The organism is Castellaniella sp. S9, from assembly GCF_027257175.1.
In the GTDB taxonomy this organism is placed as follows: Bacteria; Pseudomonadota; Gammaproteobacteria; order Burkholderiales; family Burkholderiaceae_B; genus Castellaniella.
Window position 1 is genome coordinate 127,301 of the sequence record NZ_JAPFGD010000008.1, and the last position, 26,351, is coordinate 153,651.

Consider the following 26,351-nt stretch of genomic DNA (forward strand, 5'->3'; position numbering starts at 1 on the left):
ATGTTTTCCTTTCGGACTCAGGCCACCAGCGGCCTGCGGACATCGGCGACACGGCCGTCGAGCAATTCCAGCGCCGCCGCCACGACGGCTTGTGGCGCCACGCCATCGAGGCAGGCGTGGGTGCCCTCCTTGCAGACGCTGCTATAGCAGTTCCGGCAGGACACATCCCGATAGAGCAGCCGGTGCGGCACCTGCCACGGAGTGTGCTGCGGATTGGTGAGGGCGTAGAGGTCGACGATCGGGGTCTGCACCGCGGCTGCGATGTGGACGGGCCCGGTGTTATTGGAAATCAACAGGCCGGCGTCCTCGATGAGGCAGGCCAGTTCGCCCAGGTGCAGCTTGCCCGCCAGATCGATGACATGATTGCGGGCGGTGCATTGTGCAAGGATGCCGCGCGTCAGCGGCGCCTCGTCCGCGCTGCCCGTGAGCAGGATCGGCAGTCCGCGGGACTTCAGCAGCGAAATGGCTTGGGCGTAGCGGGCGGGGCTGTACCGCCGCGACATGGCGCTGGCGCCACAGTGCGCGACGATCCAGCCATCCGTGCGGGTCAGTCCGTGCGCCCGCAGGACCGCATGCAGGCTGCGGCGATCCTCGGCGCGTGTCGCAAAGGACAGGCGGGTGTCGGCGGGGCCGGCCGCGCCCACTGTGGCCACGAGGTCCAGCTGGCGCCGCACCTCGTGGCGCGCGGGACTCGCGGGTTCCGGGTCCCGCACCCAGTGACTCAAAAGCCGATAGGGGTTCTCGCGCGCATGGGCCAGAGCCAGCCGGATGCCGGCCAGGCGGCACATGAGGGCCGCGGGCAGCGCGCTTTGGCTATAGACGGTAAATATGACGGCCGCATCGAACGCCTGTGCGCGCAGGATCTCGATCATCCGGCGGTCCGCCGCGGGATCGTCCGCGGCATTCTTGACCCAGGGCGCGTCGTATTCGAGCGTGTGGTCCACCTCGGGCAGGAACGGCGCCAGCGCCGCTCCCGATCCCGATGCCAGCAATGTGATGCGCCTGTCCGGCACGGCGCCACGCAGCGCCCGGATGGCGGGCGTGGTCATGAGGACGTCGCCCATATTATCGAGGCGCACGCAGAGGATGCGGCGGGCCCGGGCCCAGTCTGTCGCCATGCTCATGCGGCGCCTCCGATGTCGGCTGGCGGGCACTGCGCGCCGATCCAGCGGCTGGCGCCGTCAAGGTCCGGCTCGATCCGTTCGGGCGTGCGCCAGGCACCGCGCAGCCATTCCGTTTCATGGCCGTTGTCCAGCAGGATGGTCCTGCAGCCCGCTCGTCTGCCGGCCTCCACGTCGTCCAGAATGTCGCCGACGAACCAGGATCTGGCGAGGTCGATGCAGTGCCGCTTCGCGGCGGCGCGCAAGAGTCCGGGCGCGGGCTTGCGGCAATCGCAGGCGCATGCATATCGCGCGAGAACGGCTTGGGGATGATGGGGGCAGTAATAAAAGCCGGCCAAAACGGCATGCACGCTCAGGAACATGGACTCGAGCCGCCGGCGCACCAGCAGCAGGTCCCGTGGGCTGGCCTTGCCCAGGCCGATGCCGGGCTGGTTGCTGATGATGATCAAGGGCAAACCCAGCCGACCCAGCCGACCCAGCCGGCACAGGCCCGCGCGCGCGCCGGGCGCGAAACGCATGCGGTCCGGATCCACGTTGTACGGCTCATCCTCCAGTACCGTGCCGTCCTTGTCCAGGAAAACGGCCGGCTGTGGCCGGGTGTCCATCAAGGTCTTCATCCCTGGCCTTTGTGTGCCTTGCCGTCCACCTGCGGCGGTCGCTGCACGGGATGGCGGTATGCGTAAGCGCGCGGATGAACCTGCGAGGGGGCGGTCCGGTGCGCCAAGGCCTCGAAGACCTCGGCGAGTTCCTCCCCTACCCTGCGCCACGTGAAGAGCTGGTTGGCGCGTCGCGCGCCGGCCAGCCCCATGCGGCGCGCAAGCGCCGGGTCCTGCGCCAGGATGGCCAGTTTCCCGGCCAGACGGTCCGGGTCTCGCGCTGGCACTAGAAATCCGGTGTCGCCGTCCGCGACGCTATAGCGGATTCCGCCGGTATCCGAGCCGACGACCGGCGTGGCGCAAGCCATGGCCTCCACGGGGGTGATGCCGAAGGGTTCGTACCAGGGCGTGGTCACGAACGCGTCCGCGGCGCAGTAGTAGCGCCTGAGCTGGTTGCGCCCCCGCCGGCCGGTGAATTCCACATGCTCCAGCACGCCTTCCCGCCGGGCGACGTCCCGCAGCCGCCCGAGTTCAGGGGTGTCCTGCTCGCTGGGCGTACTGCTGTTGCCGCCCACCACGCAGAGGCGGGCGTCGATGCCGTGTCTGGCGCGCAGGCGCGCCAGCGCCTCGATCACATTGTCTATGCCTTTGCGCGGGACGATGCGGCCCAGCTGCAGCAGGTAGAACGCGTCGGGCCGCCAGCCGAGGCGGCGACGCGCCTCCCGCCTGTCCATGGGCGCCATTTCTTCGCTGTCGAAGCCGCAGGGCACCATGCTGATACGCGCGGGGTCGGCGCCGTACAGCTCGATGAGATCCGTCTTGTCCTGCGGGCACTCCGCAATGATGCGGTCGGCTTCGCCCACGATGCGGCCTTCGATCGCGAAACGGCTGTCTGGAAACCGGTCCGCCTGCGCCTGATGCCGGCGCCGCACCCGTCCCAGCGCATGGAAGGTGACCGCCAGCGGGATGCCGAAGCGGCGCGCGACCGGCATGGCGGCCATGGCGGACATGAAGAAATTGGCGTGGATGATGTCGTAAGGCTCCTCGGCGTCGAAATGGGCTTGCATGTAGCGGCTGAAATCGGCCATCAGCGGCAGCAGCTCCTCTTTCGGGAGATAGCGTGCCGGCCCGGCAGGCACGTGCACGATGCGCACCCCGTCGTCCCAGTCGATGGTGGGGGGCAGCGAGGGACTGTCCAGCCGGGTAAAGACATCGACGTGGTAGCCGCGGGCGCCCAATTGGCGGGCGACGTGGGCCACATAGATGTTCTGTCCGCCGCTGTCCACGCTGCCGGCAAGCGCCAGGGGCGACGCGTGTTCGCTCACGATTGCGATTCTTTGCATGCCTGTTCTCCGTTCTCTTTTCTGGGCCGGAACCGCTGCTGGAATCCCTGCAGGCAAGTCTGAGCCACGGTGATGTCGGGGGGTGACTCCAGGCCTACAGCAACTCCTGTGCCGGGCTCTGGGGGGCGCTTGCGGCGCGCGCCCGGCGGCGGGCATGCCGATTGCTTCCCGCTGGTGCGGCGGCGCGGCAACGATGCCGCGGTGGCCGGCGCCCACGTGGACCGACAGCAGCCGCCGCGTCTTGATCCAGCAGGAGAACCTGATGAACATTGCGATAATCGGAACGGGATATGTGGGATTGGTGACGGCTGCGTGCTTCGCCCAGACGGGACAACACGTGCTCTGCTTCGACAAGGACCTGCGGAAAATAACGATGCTGCGCGGCGGCACCGTGCCGTTTCACGAACCGGGCCTGGAGGCGCTCGTCGTCGAGGGCCAGGCCAGCGGCCACCTGGCGTTTCGCTCGTCCCTGCGGGCGGGCGAGGGACTGGAGCGCGCCGACGTGATATTCCTGGCGATCGGCACGCCCACGGGTCCGGACGGCCGCGCCGATCTCGATGATCTGCTGGATTGCGCGGGCCGCCTGGCGCGGATCCTCACCCGGGATGCCCTGGTCGTGGTCAAGTCCACCGCGCCCGTGGGGACGTGCCAGCGCATTCAGGATGTCCTGGATGCGCAGTCGCCGCATACGCCGCGCCCCAGGTTCGTCGTGGCATCAAATCCGGAATTCCTCGCCGAGGCCCGCGCGGTGGCGGATTTCCAGCACCCCGAACGCATCGTGATCGGCTGCGAGGACGAAGACGCATGCCGCGTGCTGCAGGAGGCCCGCTGGCTGGTGCGCAACGTTGAGCAGCGCTACGCCACCATCCAGCGCGTGGCCGAGGCCATTGTGCTGCGCCAGCGACGTTTCTTCGATTACGGCGACGTGGCCTTGCGCCCGCTGATGCTGCGCGAGGTGGCCGAGGACCTGGACATTCACGAATCGACGGTCTCGCGCGCCACCGCCAACAAATACATGATCACGCCACGCGGATTGTTTGAATTCCGCCACTTCTTCTCACGCGAGCTGGGCACCGAGGCCGGCGGCTCCTGCTCGGCCAACGCAGTGCGCGCCCTCATACGCGAACTGATCGACGCCGAGAACCCCGCCCAACCGCTGTCGGACGTGGATCTGCGACAGCAACTGACGCGTCACGGCATCGTCATGGCGCGGCGGACGGTCACCAAGTACCGCGGCCAACTGAAGATCCCGGCCGTGGAGTTGCGCAGGACGCACGGTTGAGGCCGGGCCGGACCGGACGGCGCTAGAATTCAAAAGCAAGCTTCGGAGTGCGCCCGGTGTCCCCGGGCGCTATCGTGCCAGTACCGTAACGACCGGATCTGGATCATGGACACCACACAGCCCACAACACGGCGGACGCGGCCGGGCCACCGGCGCGGTGCGTGCGCCACACGCGAGGATCCCCGCTGGGCGCAGATCCTCGCACGCAGCGCCGAGGCGGACGGCCGGTTCTTTTACTCCGTCGATACGACGGGCGTGTTCTGCCGGCCGTCCTGCGGCGCCCGCACCCCGCGTCCCGAACACGTCCGCTTTCACGAAAGCGCGGCCGCCGCGCTGGCTGCCGGCTTTAGACCGTGCCGGCGCTGCCGTCCCGACCTGCCGCCCCTGGCCGAGCGCCATGCGGCACTGGTGGCCGAATCGTGCCGCCGGATCGAAGCCTCTGAAACCCCGCCCACGCTGCAGGCGCTGGCCCAGGCTTGCGGATTGAGTCCGCATCACTTGCACAGGATCTTCAAGACCGTCACGGGCCTGACCCCCAAGGCCTATGCCGCGAGCTGCCGCGCACGCCGGCTGCGCACCGCCCTCGCGCAAGACGGCGGCGCCAACTCGGTGACCGAAGCGATCTACGGGGCCGGCTACCAATCCGGCAGCCGGTTCTATGAGGAATCGGACCGGGTGCTGGGCATGGCGCCACGCGCCTACCGGGCCGGCGGCGCGGGCATGACGATCCGCTTCGCCATCGGCGAGTGCAGCCTGGGGGCCATTCTGGTGGCGGCCACCGAGCGCGGCCTGTGCGCCATCCTGATGGGCGACGAGCCCGAACCCCTGCTGCGCGAGCTGCAGCATATGTTTCCCCAGGCGGAACTGCTGGGCGGGGACGCTGCCTTCGAGCGGCTGGTGGCCCGGGTGGTGGGGTTCATCGAGGCGCCCCAGCTGGGCCTGGATTTGCCGCTGGACATCCGCGGGACGGCCTTCCAGCAACGGGTGTGGGCCGCCTTGAGGGACATACCGCCTGGATCGACGCTCAGTTATGCGGAACTGGCCCGCAGGATCGGCATGCCCGCCGCCACGCGTGCCGTCGCCCGGGCCTGCGCCGGCAACCGCCTGGCCGTGGCAATCCCCTGCCACCGGGTGGTGCGCCAGGATGGGGGATTGGCGGGCTATCGGTGGGGCGTGGACCGCAAGCGCAGCCTGCTGGCGCGTGAACGCGAGGAGGATGCGGCGTGAGTGGCCGGCGATTGTCGCGCACCTGGCGCCTGCCGTCCGGTTTTCGCGCTCAGGAGGTGCTGGCCTTCCATCGCCGGGACCGCGAAGGCCTGGCCGAGCGGGTCGAGGGCGATTGCATCCGCAAGGGCCTGGTCTGGCATGGCCGGCCGGCCTGCTTGTCGCTGCGTCTGAGGGGCGGGCAGGCGGCCGCCGAACTGGCTGTGGATGGCGACGCCTCGGCGCCCCGCAGTCAGGGCGAATCCGCGCAGTTCGACGCCATGGTGCGCCGCCTGCTGGGCCTGGACCAGGACATTGAAACCTTCGAAGCCCTGTACCTCGACCATCCGCTGATCGGTCCCCTGCTCGCTCCGCGTCGGGGATTGCGCGTACCCATAGCCGCCACCCCGTTCGAGGCGCTGACCTGGGCCATTACCGGCCAGCAGATCAGCGTGGCGGTGGCCATTTCCCTGCGCCGCAAGCTCGTACGGACCGCGAACATCCGCCATTCGTCGGGCCTGTGGTGCCATCCGGATCCCGTCTCGGCGGCCGCGCTGGGCGAGGACGCCCTGCGGGCGGCGAGCTTCTCGGCCGCCAAGGCCAGGACGCTGATGGCCTTGTCCGGAGCCATTGCCCAGGGCGCGCTGCCGCTCGAGGATTGGCTGCGCGAGATGCGGATCCAGGCCATCCGCGACGGCCTGCTAGCCATCAAGGGGATCGGTCCCTGGACGGTGGATTATGCCCTGCTGCGCGGCTTTGGCTGGCTGGACGGCTCCCTGCACGGCGACGTCGCCGTACGGCGCGGCATCCAGGCACTGCTGGGCTTGACGGAACGGGTCGGCGAGGCCCAGGCGCGGGAATGGCTGCGGCCTTTCGCCCCTTGGCGAGCCTTGCTTGCGGCCCATCTGTGGGCCGCGCAGTCCGATGCGGGCTATTGAGACCGGCTAAATCTGTTCGAAGCGGTCGTAGCGGCGCTGTGTCTGGACCTGATCGTGCACGACCTCGTCCACGCGCGCCGCGGGCGGACCCTGCAGCAGCCAGGACAGCATGCGGTCCAGGGCCTCGTGTTCGCCTTGCAGCAGGGCCTCGACCCGGCCGTCATCCAGATTGCGCACCCATCCCCCCAGTTTCAACTGATGGGCCTGGCGCACGGTCGCCGCCCGAAAGCCCACGCCCTGGACCTTGCCGAGGACCAGGACGGAGAGCGTCTCGACGCCGGTGTGGGAATGCAGGGATTTCATGGGCGACATTCTATCCGCTTTGCCTCGGCCGGCGCATCCTTGCCGCCCGCATCGTCCCAAAACCCGCATGGGACAAGGGTTTTTGATGAATCCGGTCATAAGGACATTGCCCAACAATCGTTTTCCCCGAACGCCCGGCTGCCTAAAATGACGCGTAGCGATGCACCGTTCCGATCCCCCCATTTTTCCGGGCGCCGCGGCGCCGAGGCCATCATGAGCACCCACACACCCCCCTCTCGCAAGCACACCGTGGTCATCGTCGGCGCAGGAACCGGCGGGGCCGCTGTCGCCGCGCGCCTGCGCCGCGCACGGCCCGACATCGATATCGCCGTGGTCGACCCCGCGCCCAACCACGATTACCAGCCGGCCTGGACACTGGTGGGCGGCGGCGCCTATCGCGCACCGGACACCCGCCGGGCGCTGCGCGACTGCCTGCCCCGGGGGGTACACCATATCAGCCGGGCCGTGACGGCGCTGCGGCCCGACGAGCGGCGGATCGAACTGGCCGACGGTGCGCTGCTGGCCTATGAATACCTGGTGGTGGCCGCCGGCATCCAGTTGAACTGGCATGCCATCGAGGGCCTGGCCGATGCCCTGGGCCGGGACGGCGTCACCAGCAACTATCGCTACGACCTGGCGCCCTATACCTGGGAGCTCGTGCGCACGTTTCGTGGCGGCACGGCCGTATTCACCCAGCCGGCCGGCGCGGTCAAATGCCCGGGGGCGCCGCAAAAGGCCCTCTACCTCGCCGCCGACCATTTCCGGCGCCGCGGCGTGCGGGTCGACAGCCTGCAGTTCCGCACGGCCGCCGCGACGGTCTTTGGCGTCCCCTTCTATGCCCAGGCGCTGGACAAAGTCATGGCCTCGTACGGGGCCCAGCCGCGTTTCGGCCAGACCCTGGTACAGGTCCGCGGCGCCGACAAGATCGCGGTCTTCGAATCCGTGGTCGACGGCCGGCCCGTGCGCGAGGAGGTCGCCTACGACCTGCTGCACGTGGTGCCGCCGCAAAGCGCACCCGATTTCATCCGCCATAGCCCCCTGGCCGATGCCAACGGATGGCTGGAAGTCGACAAGCATACGCTGCGCCATGCGCGCTATCCGGACGTGTTCGGCCTGGGCGACTGCACGTCCACGCCCAACAGCAAGACCGCCGCCGCCATCAAGGGCCAGGTCCCCGTCCTGGTCGGCAATCTGCTGCGGGCGCTGCGCGGCGCCAGCAACACCGAGAGCTACGACGGCTATGCCGCCTGCCCGCTGACGACCTCCGTGGGCAAGGTCCTGCTGGCCGAGTTCACCTACGGCGGCGCCGTCACGCCCAGCTTCCCGGCCGATCCCCGGGTTCCCCGCCGCTTCTACTGGTGGCTGAAGCGCTCGTTCATGCCATGGTTCTACTGGAACGTCCTGCTCAAGGGCAGGTCTTTGCCGGCCACGCACCGCGGCCGTGATTTTCCCGTCGGCGTGCCCTCCTCCATCCAGCCGTAGCGGGCGCTCGTTGGCACCCGCCGGTGGTATCGTATGGCGATGATTTCCTCGTTGACTCAAGAAAGGACTTCGCACTATGGGTAGCATCGCATTGGTGACCGGCGCATCGGCCGGCTTCGGCGCAGCCATCTCCCGCAGGCTCGTGGGCCTGGGCTACACGGTGATCGGCGCGGCCCGGCGTACCGACCGGCTGCAGGCGCTGCGCGACGAACTCGGCGCCTCGTTCCATCCCCTGGCGCTGGACGTCGGCGACGCCGATTCCGTCGACCATGCCTTCGAGTGGATCCAGGCCGGCTTCCCCCACCTGGATCTGCTGGTGAACAATGCCGGCCTGGCGCTGGGCGTCGCTCCGGCCCACGAGACCCGCATGGAGGACTGGGAGCGCATGATCGCCACCAACGTCCTGGGCCTCGCCCGGGTCACGCGCAAGGCCTTGCCCGGCATGGTCGAGCGCGACAGCGGCCACATCATCAATATCGGTTCGGTGGCCGGCAATTACGCCTATCCCGGCGGCAACGTCTACGGGGCCACCAAGGCCTTCGTGCGGCAGCTCAGCCTGAACCTGCGCGCCGACCTCTGGGACACGCGGGTGCGCGTCACCAACATCGAGCCGGGCTTGTGCGGCGGCACGGAATTTTCGGTGGTCCGCCTCGAGGGCGACGCCGAACGCGCCGCGGCGGTCTACGAGGGCGTGGAATCCATCAGCGCCGAGGACATTGCCGACACCGTGGCCTGGATCGCCCAGCGTCCCGCGCATGTCAACATCAACACCATCGAGCTCATGCCCGTGGCCCAGAGCTTTGCCGGCATGAGGATACACCGGCAACAGTGACTGAGCGCCCGCGCGCGACCGGGCGGGCGGCCTCAATCCTTGAGCAGCATCATGGTGAGGGAGCTGGGCTCGATATTGCCCTGCACCTTGAATGGCCCATCGTAGGCCGATATCAGGAACAAGGTCGCCCCGAAGCCCAGTGAAAACAGGCCCATCGAGACGTACAGCGGACGTTTGTGCGCGATATGCAGCTCGACCATCACGCAGGCCGAGACGAACAGCAGCATGAGGACCGTGAACCACTTGGTGATGCTGACGTGCTGGTGCGAGACGATCAGGCGCTGGTTGCGCGCCCGCTCGATCTCGAAGACGTAGCGCCGCAGATCTTGCGCGGCGCGGCGCTGGCCGAAATCGGGGGTGGTGGTCTCGATGCGCACCGACGCCACGACCAGCTCCTCGAGCAGGTTCTCGGCCCTTTCGCTGGCCTGGCCGTGGGCCATCAACGGCCATTCCTCGTCGATCACCTCGCGGATGTAATTATTGATGTCGGCGAGGACCGGCTCGCGGATCTCGGGATCGAAGAAACGCGTCACGCGCAGGGTGTCCGACACCGCGATGGCTTCCTGCTCGACGGCATTGCGGCCTTTGGCGTCGGTCTGCCAGACATCGGCCGCCACGAAGGCGATCACCATGCCGGTGGGCAGCAGGATCCCCGAGAGCATGGTGGTCACGAGGTTCGCCCCATGGCGTTCGGGCCAGAGGCGGCGCAGCGTGCGCATCAGAAGCAAGGCGCAGGTGCACAGGGCACCGACCTCGGCGACCGACACCAGGAATACCGCCCAATCGGGCAGGTCGTACATGAAATCGAACAGGGGCATGGCCGGGGTCCTGTGGTGTCCCCGGACGCGGCGCCCGGGGGCGTGCGGTCAGAGAATGTCCTGGATCCTTTCCAGGGGGCGGCACAGGCGCACGCCCTTTTCGGTGACGACGAAGGGGCGATTCAGGAGCACGGGATGCTGCTGGATCGCATCGAGCAGTTGATCGTCCGACAGCGCCGGGTCGTCCAGGCCGAGGTCCCGGTAGGCGGGTTCCTTGGCGCGCATGGCCTCGCGCACCGTAAGGCCGGCCGCCTGGATCAGCGCCCGCAACTCGTCGCGGGCCGGCAGCGCCTTGAGGTATTCGATGATCTCGACGGGCCGTCCACTGGCCTCGATGGCCTGGAGCGCGTTGCGCGAAGTACTGCAGCGTGGGTTATGGTAGATTTTGGTCATCTGGAACGTCGGTGCCTGGCGTGAGTGAATGCGCCATTATCCCCGATCATTCCGACTTGTTGAACAAGGAGTATCCCACCCATGATCGACCTTCATTACTGGACGACGCCCAATGGGCACAAGATCACCCTGTTCCTCGAGGAGACCGGCCTGCCCTACCGGATCCTGCCCGTGGACATCGGGCGCGGCGACCAGTTCCAAGCCGATTTCCTGCGGATTTCGCCCAACAACCGGATTCCGGCGATCGTCGACCATGAGCCCGAGGGCGGCGGCGAGCCCATCGCGATGTTCGAATCGGGCGCGATCCTGTTGTACCTGGCCGAAAAGACTGGGCGCTTCCTGCCCAGCGACCTGCGCGGACGCCATGAGGTCCTGCAATGGCTGTTCTGGCAGGTGTCCGGGCTTGGACCCATGGCGGGCCAGAATCACCACTTCAATGTCTACGCGCCCGACAAACTGCCCTACGCGATCGACCGGTACGTCCGCGAAACCGCGCGCCTGTACGCCGTGCTGGACAAACGCCTGGCGGGCCGCCGCTTCATCGGCGAGGATTATTCCATCGCCGACATGGCCTGCTATCCCTGGATCGTGTCCCACGGACTCCAAAAGCAGAACCTCGACGACTTTCCGCATCTGAAGGCGTGGTACGAGCGCATCGGCCAGAGGCCGGCGACGCAGCGCGCCTATGCGCTGATCAAATCCGTCAACCCTGGCGATGGGGCGCCCAGCACCGAGGCGGCGTACCGCGTCCTGTTCGGCCAGGACGCCGGGAGCGTACGATGAGCGCCCTGCGGTGGATGGCCGCGCATGGGCGATCCGGCCTGGCCGCATGGGCCTGCGCGCTGCTGCTCGCGGCCTGCGCGGCGCCCAGTGACCGGATTTCGCTGATTCCGTCCGAGCTCGACCAGCAGACCAGCCAGGATGGCCTGTTCACCCAGAAGGTCGCGTGGAGCCATGTGCGCCCGGGCTGTGAAGGCGAGTGTCCGAAACTGGTCGTCGACTCGCTGGCCTTTCCAGGGCATCGCATGCTGACTGAACTCGTGGACCATGCGCTGGCGACGATGACCTGGCTGGACCAGGACGAGCCCGTGCCCTACTTCACCATCGCCGAGTACGAGCCCTATTTCTGGCGGACCGCGGGCCCGCGGGACGAGACCTGGCTGCAGGCGCGCACGCGCTATCGCAACCGGCACATCACCGTGGTCGAATTGGACGCCAGCCAGTATCGCACCGGCATGGCCCACGGGATCTCGGGTACGCAATTCCTGAATTGGGACAACGAGGCCCGCAAGGTGCTGGCCCTGGACGACGTGCTGGTGTCGGGCGGCCGCGCCGCCTTCGACGAGGCCCTGAGGCGCGCGCACGCCCGCTGGCTGCAGGACAACCCCGCGGCACGCGAGGATCCCCTGAACTACGACCGGCTCTGGCCTTTTCGCGCCACCGACAATTTCGCCCTGACCGACCTGGGGGTGGTGGCCAAGTATCAGTCCTACCAGATCGCGCCCTATTCCTCGGGCCATCCGGAGCTGCTGGTCCCGTACACCGAGCTGCGGGACGTCCTGCGTTCGCGCTACCTGCCGCCCAGCTGACCGGCTTGCGGCGCCGCGCCGCCATACCGATATAGCGGGGCCGCATAATGCGCGCCCCTTATATCCATCAAGAAAACAATTCGTTCTGTCCGCGAGGGGATGTCTTTAATCTGGTGGCTCGTCAAAACCGGAATGAAGGACCCTCGACATGCGCGCTTCAAGCTTCCTGCTTTTTCTCGCCTCGGCCAGCCTGGGCCTGGCCGGCGCGGCGCACGCCGCCGACGTGACGCTGCTCAACGTCTCGTACGATCCGACCCGCGAGCTCTACCAGGCCTTCAACCAGGCCTTCTCGAAACATTGGCAGGCGGCCACCGGCGATCGCGTGACCATCCGCCAGTCGCACGGCGGCTCGGCCAAGCAGGCGCGCTCGGTGATCGACGGCCTGCAGGCGGACGTGGTGACGCTGGCGCTGGCGCCGGACATCGCCGCGATCGCCGCGCGCGGCGCCTTGCGCGAGGACTGGCAGCAGCAGCTGCCCCTGAACAGCGCACCCTATACCTCGACCATCGTCTTCCTGGTGCGCAAGGGCAATCCCAAGGGCATCCATGACTGGGGCGACCTGATCAAGCCCGGCGTCGAGGTGATCACGCCCAATCCCAAGACCTCCGGCGGCGCGCGCTGGAACTACCTGGCCGCCTGGGGCTATGCGCTGCGGCAGCCGGGCGGCGACGCGAGCAAGGCGCGGGACTTCGTCGCCCGGCTCTACAAGCAGGTGCCCGTGCTGGATTCGGGCGCGCGGGGCTCGACCACCACCTTCGTCGAGCGCGGCATCGGCGACGTGCTGCTGGCTTGGGAGAACGAGGCCTTTCTGGCGATCCAGGAGCTCGGCCCGGGCAAAGTCGACATCGTGGTGCCCTCGGTGAGCATCCTGGCCGAACCTCCCGTTGCGATCGTCGACAAGGTGGTCGATGCGCGCGGCACGCGCGAGGTCGCGAAAGCGTACCTCGACTACCTGTATTCCGAGGAAGGCCAGGAGATCGCCGCACGGAACTTCTACCGGCCGACCTTGAAAGCCGTGGCCGAGCGCCATGCCGGGCAGTTTCCCTCGGTGAACCTGTTCACGATCGAGGAGATCGCCTCGAACTGGACCGATGCGCAGAAAACGCATTTCGCCGATGGCGGCATTTTCGACCAGATCTACCAGCCTGGATCCCGGTAAGCGGGCGGCAAGACGGCGATGTCCATGACGTTCTCAATCCCCGCGCCCGGCGCGGCGCGCCGGGTCCTGCCGGGACGCAATCTCACCCTCGGTTTCACGCTGGCGTACCTGGGCCTCATCGTGTTGCTGCCCTTGTCGGCGGCCTTCCTGAAAACGGCGACCCTCAGTTGGGATGCCTTCTGGCAGACCGTCTCCTCGCCGCGGGTCGTGGCCTCGCTGCGCCTGAGCTTCGGTGGCGCTTTGCTGGCCGCGGCCGTCAACATGGTGTTCGGCGGCATCGTGGCCTGGGTGCTGGTGCGCTACCGCTTTCCGGGCAAGCGCCTGGTCGACGCCCTGGTGGACCTGCCCTTCGCGCTGCCCACGGCCGTGGCGGGGATCGCCTTGACCGCACTGTACGCGCCCAACGGCTGGATCGGACACTGGCTGGCGCCGCTGGGCCTGCAGGTGGCCTTCCAGCCGCTGGGCGTCGTCGTCGCGCTGATTTTCATCGGCCTGCCCTTCGTCGTGCGCACCGTGCAGCCGGTGCTGGAGGACATGGCCGCCGACTTCGAGGAGGCGGCCGGCAGTCTGGGCGCCTCCCGCCTGCAGACCTTCCTGCGGGTCATCTTTCCCACCATCCTCCCCGCCCTGCTGACGGGATACGCCCTGGCCTTCGCGCGGGCCGCCGGCGAGTACGGCTCGGTGATCTTCATCGCCGGCAACATGCCGATGGTGTCCGAGATCGCGCCGCTGCTGATCGTCACCAAGCTCGAGCAGTACGACTATGCCGGGGCGACGGCGATCGCCGTGGTGATGCTGGGCATCTCCTTCGTCCTGCTGCTGGCGATCAATCTCCTGCAGGCCTGGACGCGGCGCCGCTCGCGGGGCGAGGACACCTGACCATGCATACGACCACCATCCCTCTCGATCCCTCCCGTTCCGCAGCCGCTCGTGCCCCGGCCCGGCCCGCCGCCGACGGCCGGATCGTGCGCGGGGCGCTCATGCTGACCGCCTTCGCCTTCCTGTTCCTGTTCCTGTTCGTACCCCTGGCGGCGGTCTTCCACGAGGCCCTGGCCAAGGGCTGGGAGACGTGCGTGGCGGCGATCACGGATCCCGACGCCCTGGCCGCCATCCGCCTGACGCTGCTGGCAGCCGGCATCGCCGTGCCGCTGAACCTGGTCTTCGGAGTGTGCGCGGCCTGGGCCGTCGCCCGCTTCCAGTTTCGCGGCAAGAGCCTGCTGATCACGCTGATCGACCTGCCGTTCTCGGTGTCGCCGGTGATCGCCGGCCTGATCTACGTGCTGCTGTTCGGCGCGCAGGGCTGGTTCGGACCCTGGCTGCAGGCGCACGGCATCCAGATCCTGTTTGCCGTCCCCGGCATCGTCCTGGCGACGGTCTTCGTGACCGTGCCCTTCGTCGCACGCGAACTGATTCCCTTGATGCAAGCCCAGGGCAGCGACGAGGAAGAAGCCGCCATCGTCCTCGGCGCGTCGGGCTGGCAGGCCTTCTGGCACGTGACGCTGCCCAATATCCGCTGGGGGCTGTTCTATGGCGTGATTCTCTGCAACGCTCGCGCGATGGGCGAGTTCGGCGCCGTGTCGGTCGTCTCGGGACATATCCGCGGCTTGACCAACACCATGCCGCTGCACGTGGAGATCCTCTACAACGAGTACAACTTCGCCGCGGCGTTTTCCGTGGCATCGCTGCTGGCCCTGCTGGCCCTGCTGACCCTGGCGCTGAAAGCCTTGGCCGAATGGCGCTTGCGCGCGCGGGCCGCCCAACCTCTATCGGAGTCGACATCATGAGCATCGAGGTACGCGCCATCCACAAGCGCTTTGGCGCGTTCACCGCGCTGGAGGACGTGTCGCTGGCCTTTCCCGAAGGCCGACTGACCGCCCTGCTGGGTCCGTCGGGCTGCGGCAAGACGACCTTGCTGCGCATCATCGCAGGCCTGGAGTTTCCCGACAGCGGACAGGTCTTCCTCGAGGGGGCGGACGCCTCCCGCACCCATGTGCGCCAGCGCCAGGTGGGCTTCGTATTCCAGCACTACGCGCTGTTCAAGCACATGAGCGTATTCGAGAACGTCGCCTTCGGGCTGCGCGTCAAACCCAGGGCCCAGCGCCCGAGCGAGCGGCGGATCCGGGAAAAAGTCATGGGCCTGCTGGAACTGGTCCAACTCGACTGGTTGGCCGACCGCCGCCCGGCCGCGCTGTCGGGCGGCCAGCGCCAGCGCATCGCCCTGGCGCGGGCGCTGGCCGTCGAGCCGCGCGTCCTGCTGCTGGACGAGCCCTTCGGCGCCTTGGACGCGAAAGTCCGCAAGGAATTGCGGCGCTGGCTGCGCCGCCTGCATGACGAACTGCCGGTCACCAGCATCTTCGTCACCCACGACCAGGAAGAGGCTCTCGAGGTGGCCGACGAGATCGTCATCATGAATCGCGGGCGCATCGAGCAGGCCGGCGCGCCGCAAGCCGTCTACGACCAGCCCGCCACGCCGTTCGTGTACGGGTTCCTGGGGCACGTGAACCTGTTCCACGGGCGGATCCTCCATGGCCGCCTCCAGACCGGCGGCGCCGTCTTGGATGCCCCCGGCCACGGAGACGTGGATGCGCCGGGCACCGCCTACGTGCGGCCGCACGACATCGAGATCGAGCCGTACGCCCGGGATGCCGCCGGCGGCGGCCTGGACGTCAGTCTGCAGCGCGCCCATGCGTTCGGCCCGCTGGCGCAGCTGGAGCTGCGCCGTGCGGACAACAGCGAGATCATCGAGGTCGTCATGCCCAGCGAACAGTACGCCCGCATCCGCGACGGCGGCCACCGGCGCTTCATCGCACGCCCGCGCCAGGCGCGCGTCTTCGTCAACCAGGCGGCCTAGGCCTGGCATTCTAGTGTCCTGTTTGCTTAATACTCATGCTTAAATTCGGCGTCTGCACTGCCCGGCCTGCGTTGCAAATCCTCGCGATAGCAAAGGCTATCGCTGCGGTTTGCGCCTTGTCCGGACAGCGCATCCATCCGAATTTAAATGCATGGATTAAGCAAACAGGACACTAGCGGGGCGTCACTGGCCCGCCGGCGTATCCTCGAAGCGCTCCAGATCGAAATAGCGGGAAAAAGAGCTCTGGTCCTCTGCCTTGGACGCAGCCCCTGCGGGTGGCTGCGGCGCGGGGACGGCGGCCTTGTCGCCGCCCCATTGACGGCGCAGCGCGACCTCGCGGCTCAGGGCCTGGAGCTTGTCCGCCAGCGCCGTGTGCTTGCCTCGCGCCGCCCAGTCCGCGGCGGTCTCATGCTTGGCATTGAACATGGTCGCGTCCGCGCCATGCTCGAGCAGCAGCCGGACCATGGGTTCCTTGCCCGACAGGGCGGCCATCATCAGCGGCGTGGTGCCGTCCGGTCCGGGCGCATTGACGATGGCGCCGCGCTGGATCAGGAGCTGCGCGGTCTCGATCCGGGCCTTGGAGGCGGCGTAGTGCAAGGGGGTCCAGCCCAGGCGATTGACCTGCGCGCCCGCATCGATCAGTTCGCGCGCGCGTTCGGTCTGGCCCAGGATGCACACGTACATCAAGGGCGTTTCGTCGTAGGCGTTGGGCTGGTCGATCTCGACCCCGCGGGCGATGCGCAGGAGGTCGAACACTTTCCACGATTGTTCGCGCGCCGCCTGCGTCAGGGCCGGATTGCCGATTTCGTTGAGCGCCGCCGGGTCCGTGCCGCGCAGCAGCATGGTCTGCACCGCCGACACATCGTCGCGGCGGATGGCCGACCACCAGTCCGGCGATGGCTGGGCGGCATGCGCCGTCCCCAGCGCGGCCAGCAGCCACAGCATGAGGCACCAGGCCGCCAGCGACGGCATGCGCAGCGTGGATGGAATGTGAAGCCTATGCTGTCCGATCATGGGGCCTCCGAGGGCAATCAGGCCGTGCGGCCGATCTTGTTGAACAGGGTAAAGAAGTTGTCGGTGCTCGCCCGGGCGATCGTCTCGACCGGTACGCCGCGCAACTGCGCGATCTTTTCGGCGACATGCACGACCTTGGATGGATCGTTCTGCTTGCCGCGGTAAGGCACGGGCGCCAGATAGGGGGAATCCGTCTCGATCAGCATGCGGTCCAGCGGCACCCTGCGGGCGACATCCTGCAGGGCGACGGCGTTCTTGAAGGTGACGATGCCCGAGAATGAAATATAGAACCCCAGCGCCATGGCCGCTTCGGCGACCTCCCAGGATTCGGTGAAGCAGTGCATGACCCCGCTGCGGGCGCCTTCCTCGCGCATGAGGCGCAAGGTGTCCTCGGCCGCCGACCGGGTATGGATGATCAGGGGCAAGCCGCTGTCCAGGCTGGCGCGGATGTGGGTGCGGAAACGGTCCCGCTGCCAATCGAGGGGTTCGGCCAGCCGATAGTAATCGAGGCCGGTCTCGCCGATGGCGACGACCTTCGGATGCGCCGCGCGCTCCAGCAAGTCCTGCAGGCTGGGCTCGGCCTGGTCGTCGTCCTCGGCATCATTGTCCGGATGCACGCCCACCGAGGCGTGGAGATTCGGCCGCCCTTCGACCATTGCCATCAGGCCGGGCCAGTCGCGCAGGTTGACGCTGACCACCAGGGCGTGGCCGACGTCGGCGGCGCGCATGTCCTCGAGGATGGCGGGCAGGCGCGCGGCCAGATCGGGAAAATTCAAATGGCAGTGCGAATCGACGTACATGGCGATGGTCCGTGTGTCAGGCGCCGGCCGTGGCGGGACTGCAGGCCTTGAGCAGCAGGGCCACCGCGTGATCGGCGAGAAAGCGTGGATTGAGCGCGTGGCCCGCCAGCCGGCGCTGCCGGGCGAGCCAGTGCGCCGCCTCGGCCAGGCGGCGCGCGTCCAGGCGGGCGGCCAGGGCTTCGATGCGGGCGGCCTGCGCCGGAAAGTAGCGCGAGGGCGCTGCGCCCGTGCGCAGGGACAGGTCGACCAGCAGCCGCTGGAAGCCATCGACCCAGTCGGCGATGTCCTCGTCGGCCAGGGCGTCGGCAAGCTCGCCCGCGGTCCCGCGGCCGTCGCACAGGTCCAGGAAGGCTTCGAGCCATGCCGGACACGCGCGGCCGCCGCTGCGCGCCCGCTCGCGAGCGAGCAAGGGCGCGCCGCCGCAGGCCGCGAGCCAGGCATCCGCCTGCTCGATGCCTTGCGAGGCCAGCCAGGCCTGCGCTTGATCGGCGGCCGGCACCGGCAAAGGCAGCCGGCGGCAGCGTGACACCAGGGTGGGCAGCAAGCGGTCGGGGGCCTGGCCGGCCAGCAGGAATACCGTGTTTTCCGGCGGTTCCTCGAGAATCTTGAGCAAGGTGTTGGCCGAGATGACGTTGAGGGCCTCGGCCGGATAGAGCACGGCCACGCGCCAGCCGCCTCGATGGGTGGCCGTGTTGAACCAGGGCAGCAGGCCGCGGACCTGCTCGACGCGGATCTCGCGCGAGGCCTGCTTTTTCTTGCCCTCGGCGGTGTCGGCCTCGGCGCTTTCGCCTTCGGCCAGCGCGGTCGCCTCGGGCCGTATCCGCCGCAGATCCGGATGATTGCCCGCCGCGACCCAATTGCAGGCCTGGCACGCGCCGCAGGCCAGGCCATCGTTGGGCGACTCGCACAATAGGGCGGCTGCTCCCGCAAGGGCGAACTCGACCTGGCCGATGCCGCGCAACCCATGAATCAGCCAGGCGTGGGCGAAGCGCTCACGGCCGGCCAGCCAGGCGCGGGCCGGTTCGACCTGCCAGGGCAGGAATCCACCATCGTGCACGGGCGCGTTCATGGTGCCCCCCAGGCGCTGCGCGCCGTCCACCTCGCGGCTTGCATGCCGCTCGGATTCGACAGGCACAGGCCAGCCCGCAGGGGCTGCCCTGTGTCCGGCCTCATCCCCCCAAGCGGGGATTCGCGCTTGGGGCGGCCCGGCGCGCTCATAAATCCCCCGGTTCGCGGCCGTGCGCGGCCAGCAGGGCGCGCAGCTGCGCGGCCAGGGCGGCACGGACGTGTTCGATGCTCTGGGTGGCGTCGATGATCACGACGCGTGCCGGATCCGCCGCGGCCCGCGCGTGGTAGGCCGCCCGGGTGCGCTCGAAGAACGCGGCGCCTTCACGCTCGAACCGGTCCGGCGCCGCGCGCCCGCCCTCGAGACGTTGGCGCGCAACCGCCAGCGGAACATCGAACAGAAAGGTGCGATCGGGCGAGAAGCCGTCCTGGACCCAGGCCTCGAGCGCCTCGACGGGGCCGGCGCCCAGTTCGCGTCCGCCGCCCTGGTAGGCGAAGGTCGCGTCCGTGAAACGGTCGCACAGCACCCACTGGCCGCGCGCCAAGGCGGGCAGGATGACGGCGCGCAGATGCTCGTTGCGCGCCGCGAACATCAGCAGTGTCTCGGTGCGCAGGTCCATGGGCTCGCGCAGCACCAGTTCGCGCAAGGCCTCGCCCAGCGCGGTGCCGCCCGGCTCGCGGGTACACACCAGGTCGATCCCGGCTTGGCGCAGCGCATCGGCCATCCAGTCGACGTGCGTGCTCTTGCCCGCCCCGTCCAGGCCTTCGAGCGTGATGAAGCAGGCATTGCGGCGATCGGTGCTCATTTGCGCTTGAGGATATATTTGCCCACCGCGCGGTTATGGGCGGACAGGTTCTTGGAGAATTCGCTGGTGCCGTCGCCGCGCGACACAAAATAAAAATAGTCGTGGGTCTCGGGATGCAAGGTGGCCATCAGGGCGGCCTTGCCGGGGCTGGCGATGGGCGTGGGCGGCAGGCCGGGCCGGGTATAGGTATTCCAGGGCGTATCGCGCTCGAGGTCTTTGCGGCGCAGATTGCCCTGGTAGGCGTCGCCCATGCCATAGATTACCGTCGGGTCGGTTTGCAGCGGCATGCCCCGGCGCAGGCGATTGATGAACACGCCGGCGATCCGATCGCGGTCCGCGTCGTGCCCGGTCTCCTTCTCGACGATGGATGCCAGGATCAAGGCCTCGTAGGGCGTGTTCAGCGGCAGGCCCGGATCGCGATCCTCCCAGGCGCGCTCGAGCGCCTGGCTGCCGGCCAGCGCGGCACGGCGCAGGATGTCGAAATCGCTGGTGCCCGGCGAAAAGACGTAGGTGTCCGGATAGAACAAGCCCTCGGGCGAGGTCTCGTCCAGGCCGAGCCGCAGCAGCAGGTCGGCGTCCGTGACGCCGTCCAGCGTCTGGCGCACGTTCGGGTCCGTGCGCAAGGCCGCGCGCATCTGCGCATAGGTCCAACCCTCGGGGAAGGTCAGCCGGACCTGCGTCATGTCGCCGTTGGCCATGCGTTCGAGCAGGCGCCAGGGCGTGTCCCCGCGGCGCGCCTCGTAGGCCCCCGCCTTGAGCTGCTTGTCCAGCCCGCTCAAGCGGGCCAGTGCGACGAAGGCGTCCGGGTGGATGCGGATCCCCGCGTCCTGCATGAGGTGCGCGATCTGGCGCGGCGTGCTGCCCGGGTCGACGACGTAGTCGGCCACCTCGCCCGCCATGGGCACCGCCCGCCGCCACCCCCAGTAGGCCGAGCCCAGCAGGCCGGCGGCGATCGCCGCGAGCAGCAGGACGAGCCCCCAGATGAGCAGGCGTTTGAAGATTTTCATGGCCGCCAGTTTAACCGAGGCGTCCCGTCCTTAGGCGGGCGGTCGCGGCATGACCCGGATGCCCGTCCGGGCACGCATGCGGGCGCGCGCCGGGGCGGCTATCATGTGGATGATGTCGCTACACCCATGCATTCAATGAATCAACACTCGATGCCTGAATTTTCCTGCCCCGCCCGCACCCGCCTGGACGATCTGGCGGTTCTCACCATCGCGGGCCCCGATGCCGAGGCATTCCTGCACGGCCAGATCACCAATGCCGTCCAGGACATGCCGGACGAGCAGGCGCGGCCGGCCGCCTATTGCTCCGCGCAGGGCCGGATGCTGGCCAACCTGGTGGTCTGGCGCAGCGGGCCGGAGGATCTGCGCGTGATGCTGGCGCGCGATCTCGCCCCGGCCGTCGCGCGGCGCCTGGGCATGTTCGTGCTGCGCGCCAAGGTCCGCATCCAGGTCGAGGACGGCCTGTCCGTCCTCGGTTGTTCGGGCTCCGAGGATTGTCCGGCGGCGGCCGCGGTCCCATGGACGCGCGGCCGGGATGCCGAAGGCGACTGGATTGCCGCGCCCGCCCACGGCTCCCGGATCCGGGCCTGGCGGGTGGTCGACCGGGATCTCGACGGGGTGCCGGCGGACGATGCGGCCTGGCGCGCGGCGGACCTGGCGGCGGGCCGGCCCTGGATCCGCGCGGCCACCCAGGACCTGTTCCTGCCGACCGCCCTCGACATGGACTTGAACGGCGGCATCGACTTCGGCAAGGGCTGTTATCCCGGCCAGGAAGTCATCGCCCGCACGCACTACCGGGGCACGGTCAAGCGGCGCATGGCCTACGGCACCGCGGCCTGGCCGGACGCACTGCCCCTGCCCTTGCCGGGTGCGGACCTCTACGAGGCCGGCGGTGCGCGGCCCGCCGGGCGCGTCATCGACCTGGTGCGCGTGGGGGACACCGTCCATGCCGCCGTCGAGATCACGTTGACGGATTGGCCGGCCATGCGCTACGCCCTGGCGGCCGCCGACGGCCCGGTGCTGAGCCTGTCGCCGCCGCGGGCCCTGGCGGCCACCGCCTGATCAGCGCTCGTAGAGCTTGAGCACGCTGGAAAAGTCCAGCCCGCCATGTCCGCGGGCGCTGAGCATCGCATACAGGTTGCGGGCCAGCTCGCCCAGGGGGGTGGCGCTGCGGCTGTGCATGGACGCCTCGGCCGCCAGGCCCAGATCCTTGAGCATCAGGTCCACCCCGAAACCGCCGGCGTAGCCCTTGGACGAGGGCACGTTTTCCATGACACCGGGCCAGGGATTGTAGAGTTCGGTCGCCCAGTTGCGTCCGGAACTCTTGGCGATGATGTCGGACAGCACCTTGGGATCCAGGCCGTTGGCCACGCCCAGGGCCAGCGCCTCGGCGGTGCCCGCCATCAGGATGCCCAGCAGCATGTTGTTGCAGATCTTCGCCACCTGTCCGGCCCCCGGCTCGCCCGCATGAAAGATGTTCCTGCCCATGGCTTGCAGGTAGGGCCGCGCGGCCTCCAGGTCGGCGGCCGCGCCTCCCACGATGAAGGTCAGCGTGCCCGCCGCGGCGCCGCCCGTGCCCCCGGAGACCGGTGCATCCAGCATCCGGATGCCCGCGGCGGCGGCCGCCGCCGCGACCTTGCGCGCGGATTCCGGCGCGATGGTGCTGCATTCCAGCACCAGGGTGCCCGCCGCGATCTCGGCCAGCAGGCCTGGCTCGCCGAGGTAAAGGCCCTCGACATGGCGGCTGGCGGGCAGCATCGTGATGACCAGTTCCGCGCCATGCACGGCCTGCGCCGCCGATGCGGTCGCCTCGGCACCCGCCTGGGCCGCGGCCTGCACCGCCGCGGGCACCAGATCGAACGCCTTGACGCGGTGGCCGGCCTTGATCAGGTTCACGGCCATGGGTGCGCCCATGTGCCCCAGGCCGATGAATGCAATATGACTGCTCATGCGTGGTCTCCTCGGGTGTCGTTCATGGTGAGCGGCGTGTGGTGGTGCCCCGGTTCATGCCCCCAGGTCGGCCAGCGGATGGGCCTGGCCCTCGGGCCAGGGGCGGCGGAAGAATCGCCGCACCCATTGCGCATCGGCCTGCGCGTGGGTGGCGGGCCGCCAGCGCGGCGACTTGTCCTTGTCGATCAGCAGTGCGCGTATGCCTTCCCGCAGATCACCCTCGGCCGCGCAGTGCAGCGACGCCACGTATTCCTGGCGGAACACCTCGGCCAGCGATTGCAGTCGCGCGCGCTGCACCAGGGTGTAGCCCAGGCGCGCGGAACCCGGCGAGCCGGCGGCGAAAGTGGCGGCCGCCCGCGCGAGCCAGGGGTCATCATGACCATCCCAGCCCCGGATCCCCGCGCAGATCTCGTCGAAATCGGCACGATCGCAGGCCCTGCGGATGGCCTCGAAGTGGGTCTGCAACGGGCCCGGCGCGCCGGCCGCCCCGTCGGCGGACAGGCGATCGATCAGGCGGTCGACTTGAGCCCCGTGCGCCTGCGGATCGGGATCCCAGTCGGTGGCGGCCAGGGCGGCGTGCAGTTCAGGGAGATCCGAGGACCTGCAGGCACGGTCGGCCAGGCCCAGGCGCAGGCAATCGGCCGCACCGAGCTGCGCGCCCGTCAAGGCCAGGAAGGTGCCGATGCCGCGCGGCAGCCGGCCCAGCATCCAGGTGCCGCCCACGTCCGGAAACAGGCCGATGGAAACCTCGGGCATGGCGAAGCGCGTGGTCTCGGTCACGATGCGGTGGCTGGCGCCCATCATCAGGCCGACGCCGCCGCCCATCACGATGCCGCTGCCCCAGCAGACGAGCGGCTTGCGGTAGCAGTGGATCAGGTAATCGAGCCGATATTCCACCTCGAAGAACCGGCGGGCATAGACGTTGTCCCAGGCCGCAGCGCCGGTATTGTCGAGCATGGAACGATACAGGCCATGCAGGTCGCCGCCCGCGCAGAATGCCTTGCCGCCCGCGCCGTCGAGCAGGACGGCCGCAATGGCGGGATCATCCTGCCAGGCCCGCAGGCGCGCATCCAGCGGCTCGCACATGGCCAGCGACAAGCCGTTGAGCGTGCGCGGGCTGTTCAGGGTGGCCACGCCGATGCGCCGGCCGTCGCGGCCGGGCGTCTCATGGAACAGCACCAGCGGCTGGCTGGCGGGTTCGGGTGCGGTGGATGCGCTCATCGCAGATCGGCTCCGTGGTCGAGCACCTGGCGGGCGACGATCAGGCGCATGATTTCATTGGTGCCTTCCAGGATCTGGTGCACGCGGGTGTCGCGCACCAGCCGTTCCAGCGGATAGTCCTTGAGGTAGCCGTAGCCGCCGTGGATCTGCTGCGCGTCCAGGCAGGACTGAAAGCACAGGTCGGTGGCCAGGCGCTTGGCCATCGCGCAATAGGCGGTGGCCCGCGGGTCGCCCTCGTCCAGCATGCAGGCCGCCAGGCGCACCATCTGGCGCGAGGCGACGATATTGGCCAGCAAGTCGGCCAGCTTGAACTGCAGCGCCTGGAATTCCGCCAGGGCGCGGCCGAACTGGCGCCGTTCGCCCATGTAGCGGCGCGCGGCCTCATAGGCGCCTTGTGCGGCGCCCACCGAACAGGTGGCGATGTTGATGCGCCCGCCGTCCAGGCCTTTCATCGCGAGCTTGAAGCCCTCGCCCTCCTCGCCCAGGCGGTTCTGGGCGGGGATGCGAACATTGTCGAAGGCGATCTGCCGGGTCGACTGGCTGTTCCAGCCCATTTTGTCTTCCTTGCGGCCATAGCGGATGCCCGGCGCGTCGCCGGGCACGGCAAAGGCCGAGATCCCGCCCGCTCCGGGGCCGCCGCTGCGGGCCATCACCACCAGGAGGTCGGTGTCGCCCGCCCCGGAAATGAAGGCCTTGGCGCCATGGATCACGTAGTCCCCGCCTTCGCGTTGCGCGCGCGTCGCCAGCGAGGCGGCGTCCGAACCCGAATCGGGTTCGGTCAGGCAGTACGAGGCGAGCTTTTCACCCGAGGCCAGCAGCGGTCCCCAGTGGTCGCGCACTGCGGGCGCGGCCCATTGGCCGATCATCCAGGTGGCCATGTTGTGAATGGTCAGGAACGCCGTGGTGGACGGATCGACGGCCGCCATTTCCTCGAACACCAGGGTGGCGTCCAGCCTGGGCAGGCCCAGGCCACCGATGGATTCCGGCGCATACAGGGCGCAGAACCCGAGCTCGCCCGCCTTGGCGAAGGCCTCGCGGGGGAAGATGCCGTGCGCATCCCAATGCGCGGCCTTGGGGGCCAGTTCGCCTTGCGCGAATTCGCGCGCGGCTCGCGCAAAGGCTTGTTGTTCCTCGCTGAGGCGAAAGTCCATGTCGCTTGTCTCCGGATCGCTGGATGGAAGGCGCGTGGCGTGCGGGCTTGTGGCTCGCACGACGCGGCGGGAACGCGGGTCGTCGGGACGCGCGTCGACCGTCGGGCTCAACTGTAGCACCGCCAGTGGCCTGATCCCAAGCCCCGTCGCATCCCTTGCGGCTCAAGTCGTCCGTGCGGCCTTGTGCAGCGCCCGGCGGCGGCGGGACTCCAGGGGATCGAATACCAGCGGCCGATAGATTTCGATCCGATCGCCGTCGCCCAGCGCGCGCTGCGGCGCGCAGCGTTCGCCATGGATGCCGAGCGGCGGCAGGGGCCGGGCGTATTCCGGATAGCGCCGTGCGAAGGCGCTTTGCGCCACGGCCTCGGCCACGGTGGCGCCCGCCTTCAGGTCCAGGTGCTCGCGCCAGAGGCCGTCGGGCGCCGCGAACACGAGTTCGATGCGCATGATGCTCAACCGTAGACCGTCCGCGCGCGCTGCGTGAACGAGTCGATGAAGCTGGACGCGATCCGGTTGAACACGGGGCCGATCACGGCCTCGAGCGCGCGGCTGGAAAAGGCGTATTCCATGGTGTAGAGGACCTTGCAGCCCTCGTCGCCCAGGGCCTGGAAAGTCCAGTGGCCGGTCAGGTTGGAAAACGGACCGTCGACCAGGTGAAAAACGATGCGGTCCGGAAAATGGTGCTCGTTGCGGGTGGTGAAGCTCTGGCGTATCCCGGCAAAGCTGATGCGCAGTGTCGCCTGCATCCCGTCGTCGTTGCGCCATTGCACCTCGGCGCCCGCGCACCAGGGCATGAATTCGGGATATCGGGCGACATCCGCCACCAGTTCGAACATCTGTTCGGGACGATAGGGAACGAGGACGGAGCGCTGTACTGTATGCATCGATGGCTGTTGGGGGATGGGATAGAATGAAAGGATTTTACCGGCCCAGGCCCGTTGGACTTATGAGCATTGTAGATAATCGCAAGGCCACCCACGACTATTTCATCGAAGATCGCTTCGAGGCGGGGCTGGTGCTCGAGGGCTGGGAAGTCAAGGCGATCCGCGCAGGGCATGTGCAGCTCAAGGAAAGCTACGTCATCGTACGCAACGGCGAACTGTGGATCATCGGCATGCACGTCAGCCCCCTGCCCACGGCCTCGACCCACATTCACCCCAACGCCACCCGTACCCGCAAGCTGCTGCTGAAGGCCGATGAAATCAGCAAGCTGATCGGCAAGGTCGAACAGCGCGGATACACCCTGGTGCCCTTGAACCTGCACTATAAGAACGGCCGCATCAAGCTGGATTTCGGCCTGGGGCGCGGCAAGAAACTGCACGACAAGCGCGACTCCGCACGTGACAAGGACTGGGCCCGCGAAAAAGAACGGCTGATGAAGCACGATACGCGGCGCGGCCGTCCGGACTGAATCCGGGCGCGGCCGGCCC

29 protein-coding genes are annotated in these 26,351 nt (G+C 68.5%); 13 read left to right on the forward strand and 16 right to left on the reverse strand.

Annotated features, from left to right (window positions below; genetic code table 11):
* Window positions 1-17: 17 nt before the first annotated feature.
* Genes OOZ48_RS14005 through OOZ48_RS14015 form a run of 3 tightly spaced genes read right to left on the reverse strand, consistent with a single transcriptional unit; the run spans window position 18 to window position 3,060 of the window.
* Window positions 18-1,124, reverse strand: a complete 1,107-nt coding sequence (locus OOZ48_RS14005) for a glycosyltransferase family 9 protein (RefSeq protein ID WP_269499357.1) — start codon at window positions 1,122-1,124, stop codon at window positions 18-20.
* Complete coding sequence (locus OOZ48_RS14010; protein WP_269499359.1) at window positions 1,121-1,738, reverse strand: D-glycero-alpha-D-manno-heptose-1,7-bisphosphate 7-phosphatase; 618 nt, start codon at window positions 1,736-1,738, stop codon at window positions 1,121-1,123. Before OOZ48_RS14010 ends, OOZ48_RS14005 begins: the two co-directional genes overlap by 4 nt.
* Window positions 1,735-3,060: a glycosyltransferase family 4 protein gene (locus tag OOZ48_RS14015; protein ID WP_269499361.1), complete on the reverse strand. Its 1,326-nt coding sequence runs from the start codon at window positions 3,058-3,060 to the stop codon at window positions 1,735-1,737. Before OOZ48_RS14015 ends, OOZ48_RS14010 begins: the two co-directional genes overlap by 4 nt.
* 262 nt (window positions 3,061-3,322) lie before the next feature.
* On the opposite strand from OOZ48_RS14015, the gene OOZ48_RS18565 reads away from it, so the two are divergent.
* The 3 genes from OOZ48_RS18565 (at window position 3,323) to OOZ48_RS14035 (ending at window position 6,483) form a co-directional block, all read left to right on the forward strand.
* On the forward strand, window positions 3,323-4,342 hold the full coding sequence (locus OOZ48_RS18565) for a hypothetical protein (RefSeq protein ID WP_442867592.1): 1,020 nt from the start codon (window positions 3,323-3,325) through the stop codon (window positions 4,340-4,342).
* 105 nt (window positions 4,343-4,447) lie between these two features.
* Complete coding sequence (gene ada, locus OOZ48_RS14030; RefSeq protein ID WP_269499363.1) at window positions 4,448-5,569, forward strand: bifunctional DNA-binding transcriptional regulator/O6-methylguanine-DNA methyltransferase Ada; 1,122 nt, start codon at window positions 4,448-4,450, stop codon at window positions 5,567-5,569.
* Entirely contained in the window at window positions 5,566-6,483 is a 918-nt protein-coding gene (locus OOZ48_RS14035; RefSeq protein WP_269499365.1) for a DNA-3-methyladenine glycosylase family protein, read from the forward strand. The genes ada and OOZ48_RS14035 overlap by 4 nt, the downstream gene beginning before the upstream one ends.
* 6 nt (window positions 6,484-6,489) lie before the next feature.
* Here OOZ48_RS14035 and OOZ48_RS14040 read toward each other — a convergent pair whose 3' ends face one another.
* On the reverse strand, window positions 6,490-6,786 hold the full coding sequence (locus OOZ48_RS14040; RefSeq protein ID WP_269499367.1) for an acylphosphatase: 297 nt from the start codon (window positions 6,784-6,786) through the stop codon (window positions 6,490-6,492).
* A 213-nt stretch (window positions 6,787-6,999) separates the two neighbouring features.
* Here OOZ48_RS14040 and OOZ48_RS14045 point away from each other — a divergent pair, with 213 nt between their 5' ends.
* Both OOZ48_RS14045 and OOZ48_RS14050 read left to right on the forward strand, forming a co-directional pair.
* The gene (locus OOZ48_RS14045; RefSeq protein ID WP_269499369.1) at window positions 7,000-8,268 is read left to right on the forward strand and encodes an NAD(P)/FAD-dependent oxidoreductase; all 1,269 of its coding nucleotides are present in this window, start codon (window positions 7,000-7,002) and stop codon (window positions 8,266-8,268) included.
* 76 nt (window positions 8,269-8,344) lie between these two features.
* Window positions 8,345-9,100, forward strand: coding sequence for an SDR family NAD(P)-dependent oxidoreductase (locus tag OOZ48_RS14050; protein ID WP_269499371.1), 756 nt, complete (start codon window positions 8,345-8,347; stop codon window positions 9,098-9,100).
* A 32-nt stretch (window positions 9,101-9,132) separates the two neighbouring features.
* On the opposite strand, the gene OOZ48_RS14055 is transcribed toward OOZ48_RS14050, so the two are convergent.
* Window positions 9,133-9,918, reverse strand: a complete 786-nt coding sequence (locus tag OOZ48_RS14055) for a bestrophin-like domain (RefSeq protein WP_269499373.1) — start codon at window positions 9,916-9,918, stop codon at window positions 9,133-9,135.
* A 48-nt stretch (window positions 9,919-9,966) separates the two neighbouring features.
* Complete coding sequence (gene arsC / locus OOZ48_RS14060; RefSeq protein ID WP_269499375.1) at window positions 9,967-10,311, reverse strand: arsenate reductase (glutaredoxin); 345 nt, start codon at window positions 10,309-10,311, stop codon at window positions 9,967-9,969.
* Window positions 10,312-10,392: 81 nt separating this feature from the next.
* Here arsC and OOZ48_RS14065 point away from each other — a divergent pair, with 81 nt between their 5' ends.
* The 6 genes from OOZ48_RS14065 to OOZ48_RS14090 all read left to right on the forward strand — a co-directional run bounded on the left by OOZ48_RS14065 (window position 10,393) and on the right by OOZ48_RS14090 (window position 15,910).
* The gene (locus OOZ48_RS14065) at window positions 10,393-11,094 is read left to right on the forward strand and encodes a glutathione binding-like protein (protein WP_269499376.1); all 702 of its coding nucleotides are present in this window, start codon (window positions 10,393-10,395) and stop codon (window positions 11,092-11,094) included.
* Window positions 11,091-11,900 carry an RsiV family protein gene (locus tag OOZ48_RS14070; protein WP_269499378.1) on the forward strand — a complete coding sequence of 270 codons (810 nt, stop codon included), beginning with the start codon at window positions 11,091-11,093 and terminating at the stop codon, window positions 11,898-11,900. The genes OOZ48_RS14065 and OOZ48_RS14070 overlap by 4 nt, the downstream gene beginning before the upstream one ends.
* Window positions 11,901-12,048: 148 nt before the next feature.
* The gene (locus OOZ48_RS14075) at window positions 12,049-13,059 is read left to right on the forward strand and encodes a sulfate ABC transporter substrate-binding protein (protein ID WP_269499379.1); all 1,011 of its coding nucleotides are present in this window, start codon (window positions 12,049-12,051) and stop codon (window positions 13,057-13,059) included.
* Between the two features lie 24 nt (window positions 13,060-13,083).
* Complete coding sequence (gene cysT / locus OOZ48_RS14080) at window positions 13,084-13,938, forward strand: sulfate ABC transporter permease subunit CysT (protein WP_269499381.1); 855 nt, start codon at window positions 13,084-13,086, stop codon at window positions 13,936-13,938.
* Between the two features lie 2 nt (window positions 13,939-13,940).
* Window positions 13,941-14,843, forward strand: coding sequence for a sulfate ABC transporter permease subunit CysW (gene cysW / locus OOZ48_RS14085; protein WP_269499383.1), 903 nt, complete (start codon window positions 13,941-13,943; stop codon window positions 14,841-14,843).
* Window positions 14,840-15,910: a sulfate/molybdate ABC transporter ATP-binding protein gene (locus OOZ48_RS14090; RefSeq protein WP_269499386.1), complete on the forward strand. Its 1,071-nt coding sequence runs from the start codon at window positions 14,840-14,842 to the stop codon at window positions 15,908-15,910. The genes cysW and OOZ48_RS14090 overlap by 4 nt, the downstream gene beginning before the upstream one ends.
* Window positions 15,911-16,093: 183 nt before the next feature.
* On the opposite strand, the gene OOZ48_RS14095 is transcribed toward OOZ48_RS14090, so the two are convergent.
* From OOZ48_RS14095 to mltG, 5 genes are all read right to left on the reverse strand, one after another.
* Window positions 16,094-16,924, reverse strand: coding sequence for an ankyrin repeat domain-containing protein (locus OOZ48_RS14095; RefSeq protein WP_269499388.1), 831 nt, complete (start codon window positions 16,922-16,924; stop codon window positions 16,094-16,096).
* Window positions 16,925-16,941: 17 nt separating this feature from the next.
* On the reverse strand, window positions 16,942-17,724 hold the full coding sequence (locus OOZ48_RS14100; RefSeq protein ID WP_269499389.1) for a TatD family hydrolase: 783 nt from the start codon (window positions 17,722-17,724) through the stop codon (window positions 16,942-16,944).
* A 16-nt stretch (window positions 17,725-17,740) separates the two neighbouring features.
* On the reverse strand, window positions 17,741-18,793 hold the full coding sequence (gene holB / locus OOZ48_RS14105; RefSeq protein ID WP_442867596.1) for a DNA polymerase III subunit delta': 1,053 nt from the start codon (window positions 18,791-18,793) through the stop codon (window positions 17,741-17,743).
* 145 nt (window positions 18,794-18,938) lie between these two features.
* Entirely contained in the window at window positions 18,939-19,595 is a 657-nt protein-coding gene (tmk, locus tag OOZ48_RS14110; protein WP_269499391.1) for a dTMP kinase, read from the reverse strand.
* Window positions 19,592-20,602 carry an endolytic transglycosylase MltG gene (mltG, locus tag OOZ48_RS14115; RefSeq protein ID WP_269499393.1) on the reverse strand — a complete coding sequence of 337 codons (1,011 nt, stop codon included), beginning with the start codon at window positions 20,600-20,602 and terminating at the stop codon, window positions 19,592-19,594. The genes tmk and mltG overlap by 4 nt, the downstream gene beginning before the upstream one ends.
* A 150-nt stretch (window positions 20,603-20,752) precedes the next feature.
* Between mltG and ygfZ the strand changes: the two genes are divergently transcribed.
* Entirely contained in the window at window positions 20,753-21,661 is a 909-nt protein-coding gene (gene ygfZ, locus OOZ48_RS14120; RefSeq protein ID WP_269499396.1) for a CAF17-like 4Fe-4S cluster assembly/insertion protein YgfZ, read from the forward strand.
* Here the strand turns inward: ygfZ and mmsB are convergent, their stop codons facing one another.
* The 5 genes from mmsB to OOZ48_RS14145 all read right to left on the reverse strand — a co-directional run bounded on the left by mmsB (window position 21,662) and on the right by OOZ48_RS14145 (window position 25,805).
* Window positions 21,662-22,549, reverse strand: a complete 888-nt coding sequence (gene mmsB, locus OOZ48_RS14125; RefSeq protein WP_269499398.1) for a 3-hydroxyisobutyrate dehydrogenase — start codon at window positions 22,547-22,549, stop codon at window positions 21,662-21,664.
* Window positions 22,550-22,603: 54 nt separating this feature from the next.
* On the reverse strand, window positions 22,604-23,770 hold the full coding sequence (locus tag OOZ48_RS14130; protein WP_269499400.1) for an enoyl-CoA hydratase/isomerase family protein: 1,167 nt from the start codon (window positions 23,768-23,770) through the stop codon (window positions 22,604-22,606).
* Window positions 23,767-24,921, reverse strand: coding sequence for an acyl-CoA dehydrogenase family protein (locus OOZ48_RS14135; protein WP_269499402.1), 1,155 nt, complete (start codon window positions 24,919-24,921; stop codon window positions 23,767-23,769). The genes OOZ48_RS14130 and OOZ48_RS14135 overlap by 4 nt, the downstream gene beginning before the upstream one ends.
* Before the next feature lie 162 nt (window positions 24,922-25,083).
* Entirely contained in the window at window positions 25,084-25,368 is a 285-nt protein-coding gene (locus OOZ48_RS14140) for an RnfH family protein (RefSeq protein WP_269499404.1), read from the reverse strand.
* A gap of 5 nt (window positions 25,369-25,373) precedes the next feature.
* On the reverse strand, window positions 25,374-25,805 hold the full coding sequence (locus OOZ48_RS14145) for a type II toxin-antitoxin system RatA family toxin (protein ID WP_269499406.1): 432 nt from the start codon (window positions 25,803-25,805) through the stop codon (window positions 25,374-25,376).
* Between the two features lie 62 nt (window positions 25,806-25,867).
* On the opposite strand from OOZ48_RS14145, the gene smpB reads away from it, so the two are divergent.
* A complete protein-coding gene (smpB, locus tag OOZ48_RS14150) occupies window positions 25,868-26,332 on the forward strand; it encodes an SsrA-binding protein SmpB (RefSeq protein ID WP_269499408.1) in 465 nt (154 codons plus the stop codon).
* Window positions 26,333-26,351 lie beyond the last annotated feature (19 nt).

Excerpts from the sequence above, each read along its gene's own strand:
- OOZ48_RS18565 (WP_442867592.1), top strand. The coding sequence starts at position 3,323 with ATGAACATTGCGATAATCGGAACGGGATATGTGGGATTGGTGACGGCT.
- OOZ48_RS14015 (WP_269499361.1), bottom strand. The coding sequence starts at position 3,060 with ATGCAAAGAATCGCAATCGTGAGCGAACACGCGTCGCCCCTGGCGCTT.
- OOZ48_RS14070 (WP_269499378.1), top strand. The coding sequence starts at position 11,091 with ATGAGCGCCCTGCGGTGGATGGCCGCGCATGGGCGATCCGGCCTGGCC.
- OOZ48_RS14045 (WP_269499369.1), top strand. The coding sequence starts at position 7,000 with ATGAGCACCCACACACCCCCCTCTCGCAAGCACACCGTGGTCATCGTC.
- OOZ48_RS14075 (WP_269499379.1), top strand. The coding sequence starts at position 12,049 with ATGCGCGCTTCAAGCTTCCTGCTTTTTCTCGCCTCGGCCAGCCTGGGC.
- mltG (WP_269499393.1), bottom strand. The coding sequence starts at position 20,602 with ATGAAAATCTTCAAACGCCTGCTCATCTGGGGGCTCGTCCTGCTGCTC.
- mmsB (WP_269499398.1), bottom strand. The coding sequence starts at position 22,549 with ATGAGCAGTCATATTGCATTCATCGGCCTGGGGCACATGGGCGCACCC.
- OOZ48_RS14010 (WP_269499359.1), bottom strand. The coding sequence starts at position 1,738 with ATGAAGACCTTGATGGACACCCGGCCACAGCCGGCCGTTTTCCTGGAC.
- OOZ48_RS14130 (WP_269499400.1), bottom strand. The coding sequence starts at position 23,770 with ATGAGCGCATCCACCGCACCCGAACCCGCCAGCCAGCCGCTGGTGCTG.
- OOZ48_RS14100 (WP_269499389.1), bottom strand. The coding sequence starts at position 17,724 with ATGTACGTCGATTCGCACTGCCATTTGAATTTTCCCGATCTGGCCGCG.
- OOZ48_RS14135 (WP_269499402.1), bottom strand. The coding sequence starts at position 24,921 with ATGGACTTTCGCCTCAGCGAGGAACAACAAGCCTTTGCGCGAGCCGCG.
- tmk (WP_269499391.1), bottom strand. The coding sequence starts at position 19,595 with ATGAGCACCGATCGCCGCAATGCCTGCTTCATCACGCTCGAAGGCCTG.
- OOZ48_RS14050 (WP_269499371.1), top strand. The coding sequence starts at position 8,345 with ATGGGTAGCATCGCATTGGTGACCGGCGCATCGGCCGGCTTCGGCGCA.
- OOZ48_RS14065 (WP_269499376.1), top strand. The coding sequence starts at position 10,393 with ATGATCGACCTTCATTACTGGACGACGCCCAATGGGCACAAGATCACC.
- cysT (WP_269499381.1), top strand. The coding sequence starts at position 13,084 with ATGACGTTCTCAATCCCCGCGCCCGGCGCGGCGCGCCGGGTCCTGCCG.
- OOZ48_RS14055 (WP_269499373.1), bottom strand. The coding sequence starts at position 9,918 with ATGCCCCTGTTCGATTTCATGTACGACCTGCCCGATTGGGCGGTATTC.
- OOZ48_RS14005 (WP_269499357.1), bottom strand. The coding sequence starts at position 1,124 with ATGAGCATGGCGACAGACTGGGCCCGGGCCCGCCGCATCCTCTGCGTG.
- OOZ48_RS14040 (WP_269499367.1), bottom strand. The coding sequence starts at position 6,786 with ATGAAATCCCTGCATTCCCACACCGGCGTCGAGACGCTCTCCGTCCTG.
- arsC (WP_269499375.1), bottom strand. The coding sequence starts at position 10,311 with ATGACCAAAATCTACCATAACCCACGCTGCAGTACTTCGCGCAACGCG.
- ygfZ (WP_269499396.1), top strand. The coding sequence starts at position 20,753 with ATGCCTGAATTTTCCTGCCCCGCCCGCACCCGCCTGGACGATCTGGCG.
- smpB (WP_269499408.1), top strand. The coding sequence starts at position 25,868 with ATGAGCATTGTAGATAATCGCAAGGCCACCCACGACTATTTCATCGAA.
- holB (WP_442867596.1), bottom strand. The coding sequence starts at position 18,793 with ATGAACGCGCCCGTGCACGATGGTGGATTCCTGCCCTGGCAGGTCGAA.
- cysW (WP_269499383.1), top strand. The coding sequence starts at position 13,941 with ATGCATACGACCACCATCCCTCTCGATCCCTCCCGTTCCGCAGCCGCT.
- OOZ48_RS14140 (WP_269499404.1), bottom strand. The coding sequence starts at position 25,368 with ATGCGCATCGAACTCGTGTTCGCGGCGCCCGACGGCCTCTGGCGCGAG.
- OOZ48_RS14095 (WP_269499388.1), bottom strand. The coding sequence starts at position 16,924 with ATGATCGGACAGCATAGGCTTCACATTCCATCCACGCTGCGCATGCCG.
- OOZ48_RS14145 (WP_269499406.1), bottom strand. The coding sequence starts at position 25,805 with ATGCATACAGTACAGCGCTCCGTCCTCGTTCCCTATCGTCCCGAACAG.
- ada (WP_269499363.1), top strand. The coding sequence starts at position 4,448 with ATGGACACCACACAGCCCACAACACGGCGGACGCGGCCGGGCCACCGG.
- OOZ48_RS14090 (WP_269499386.1), top strand. The coding sequence starts at position 14,840 with ATGAGCATCGAGGTACGCGCCATCCACAAGCGCTTTGGCGCGTTCACC.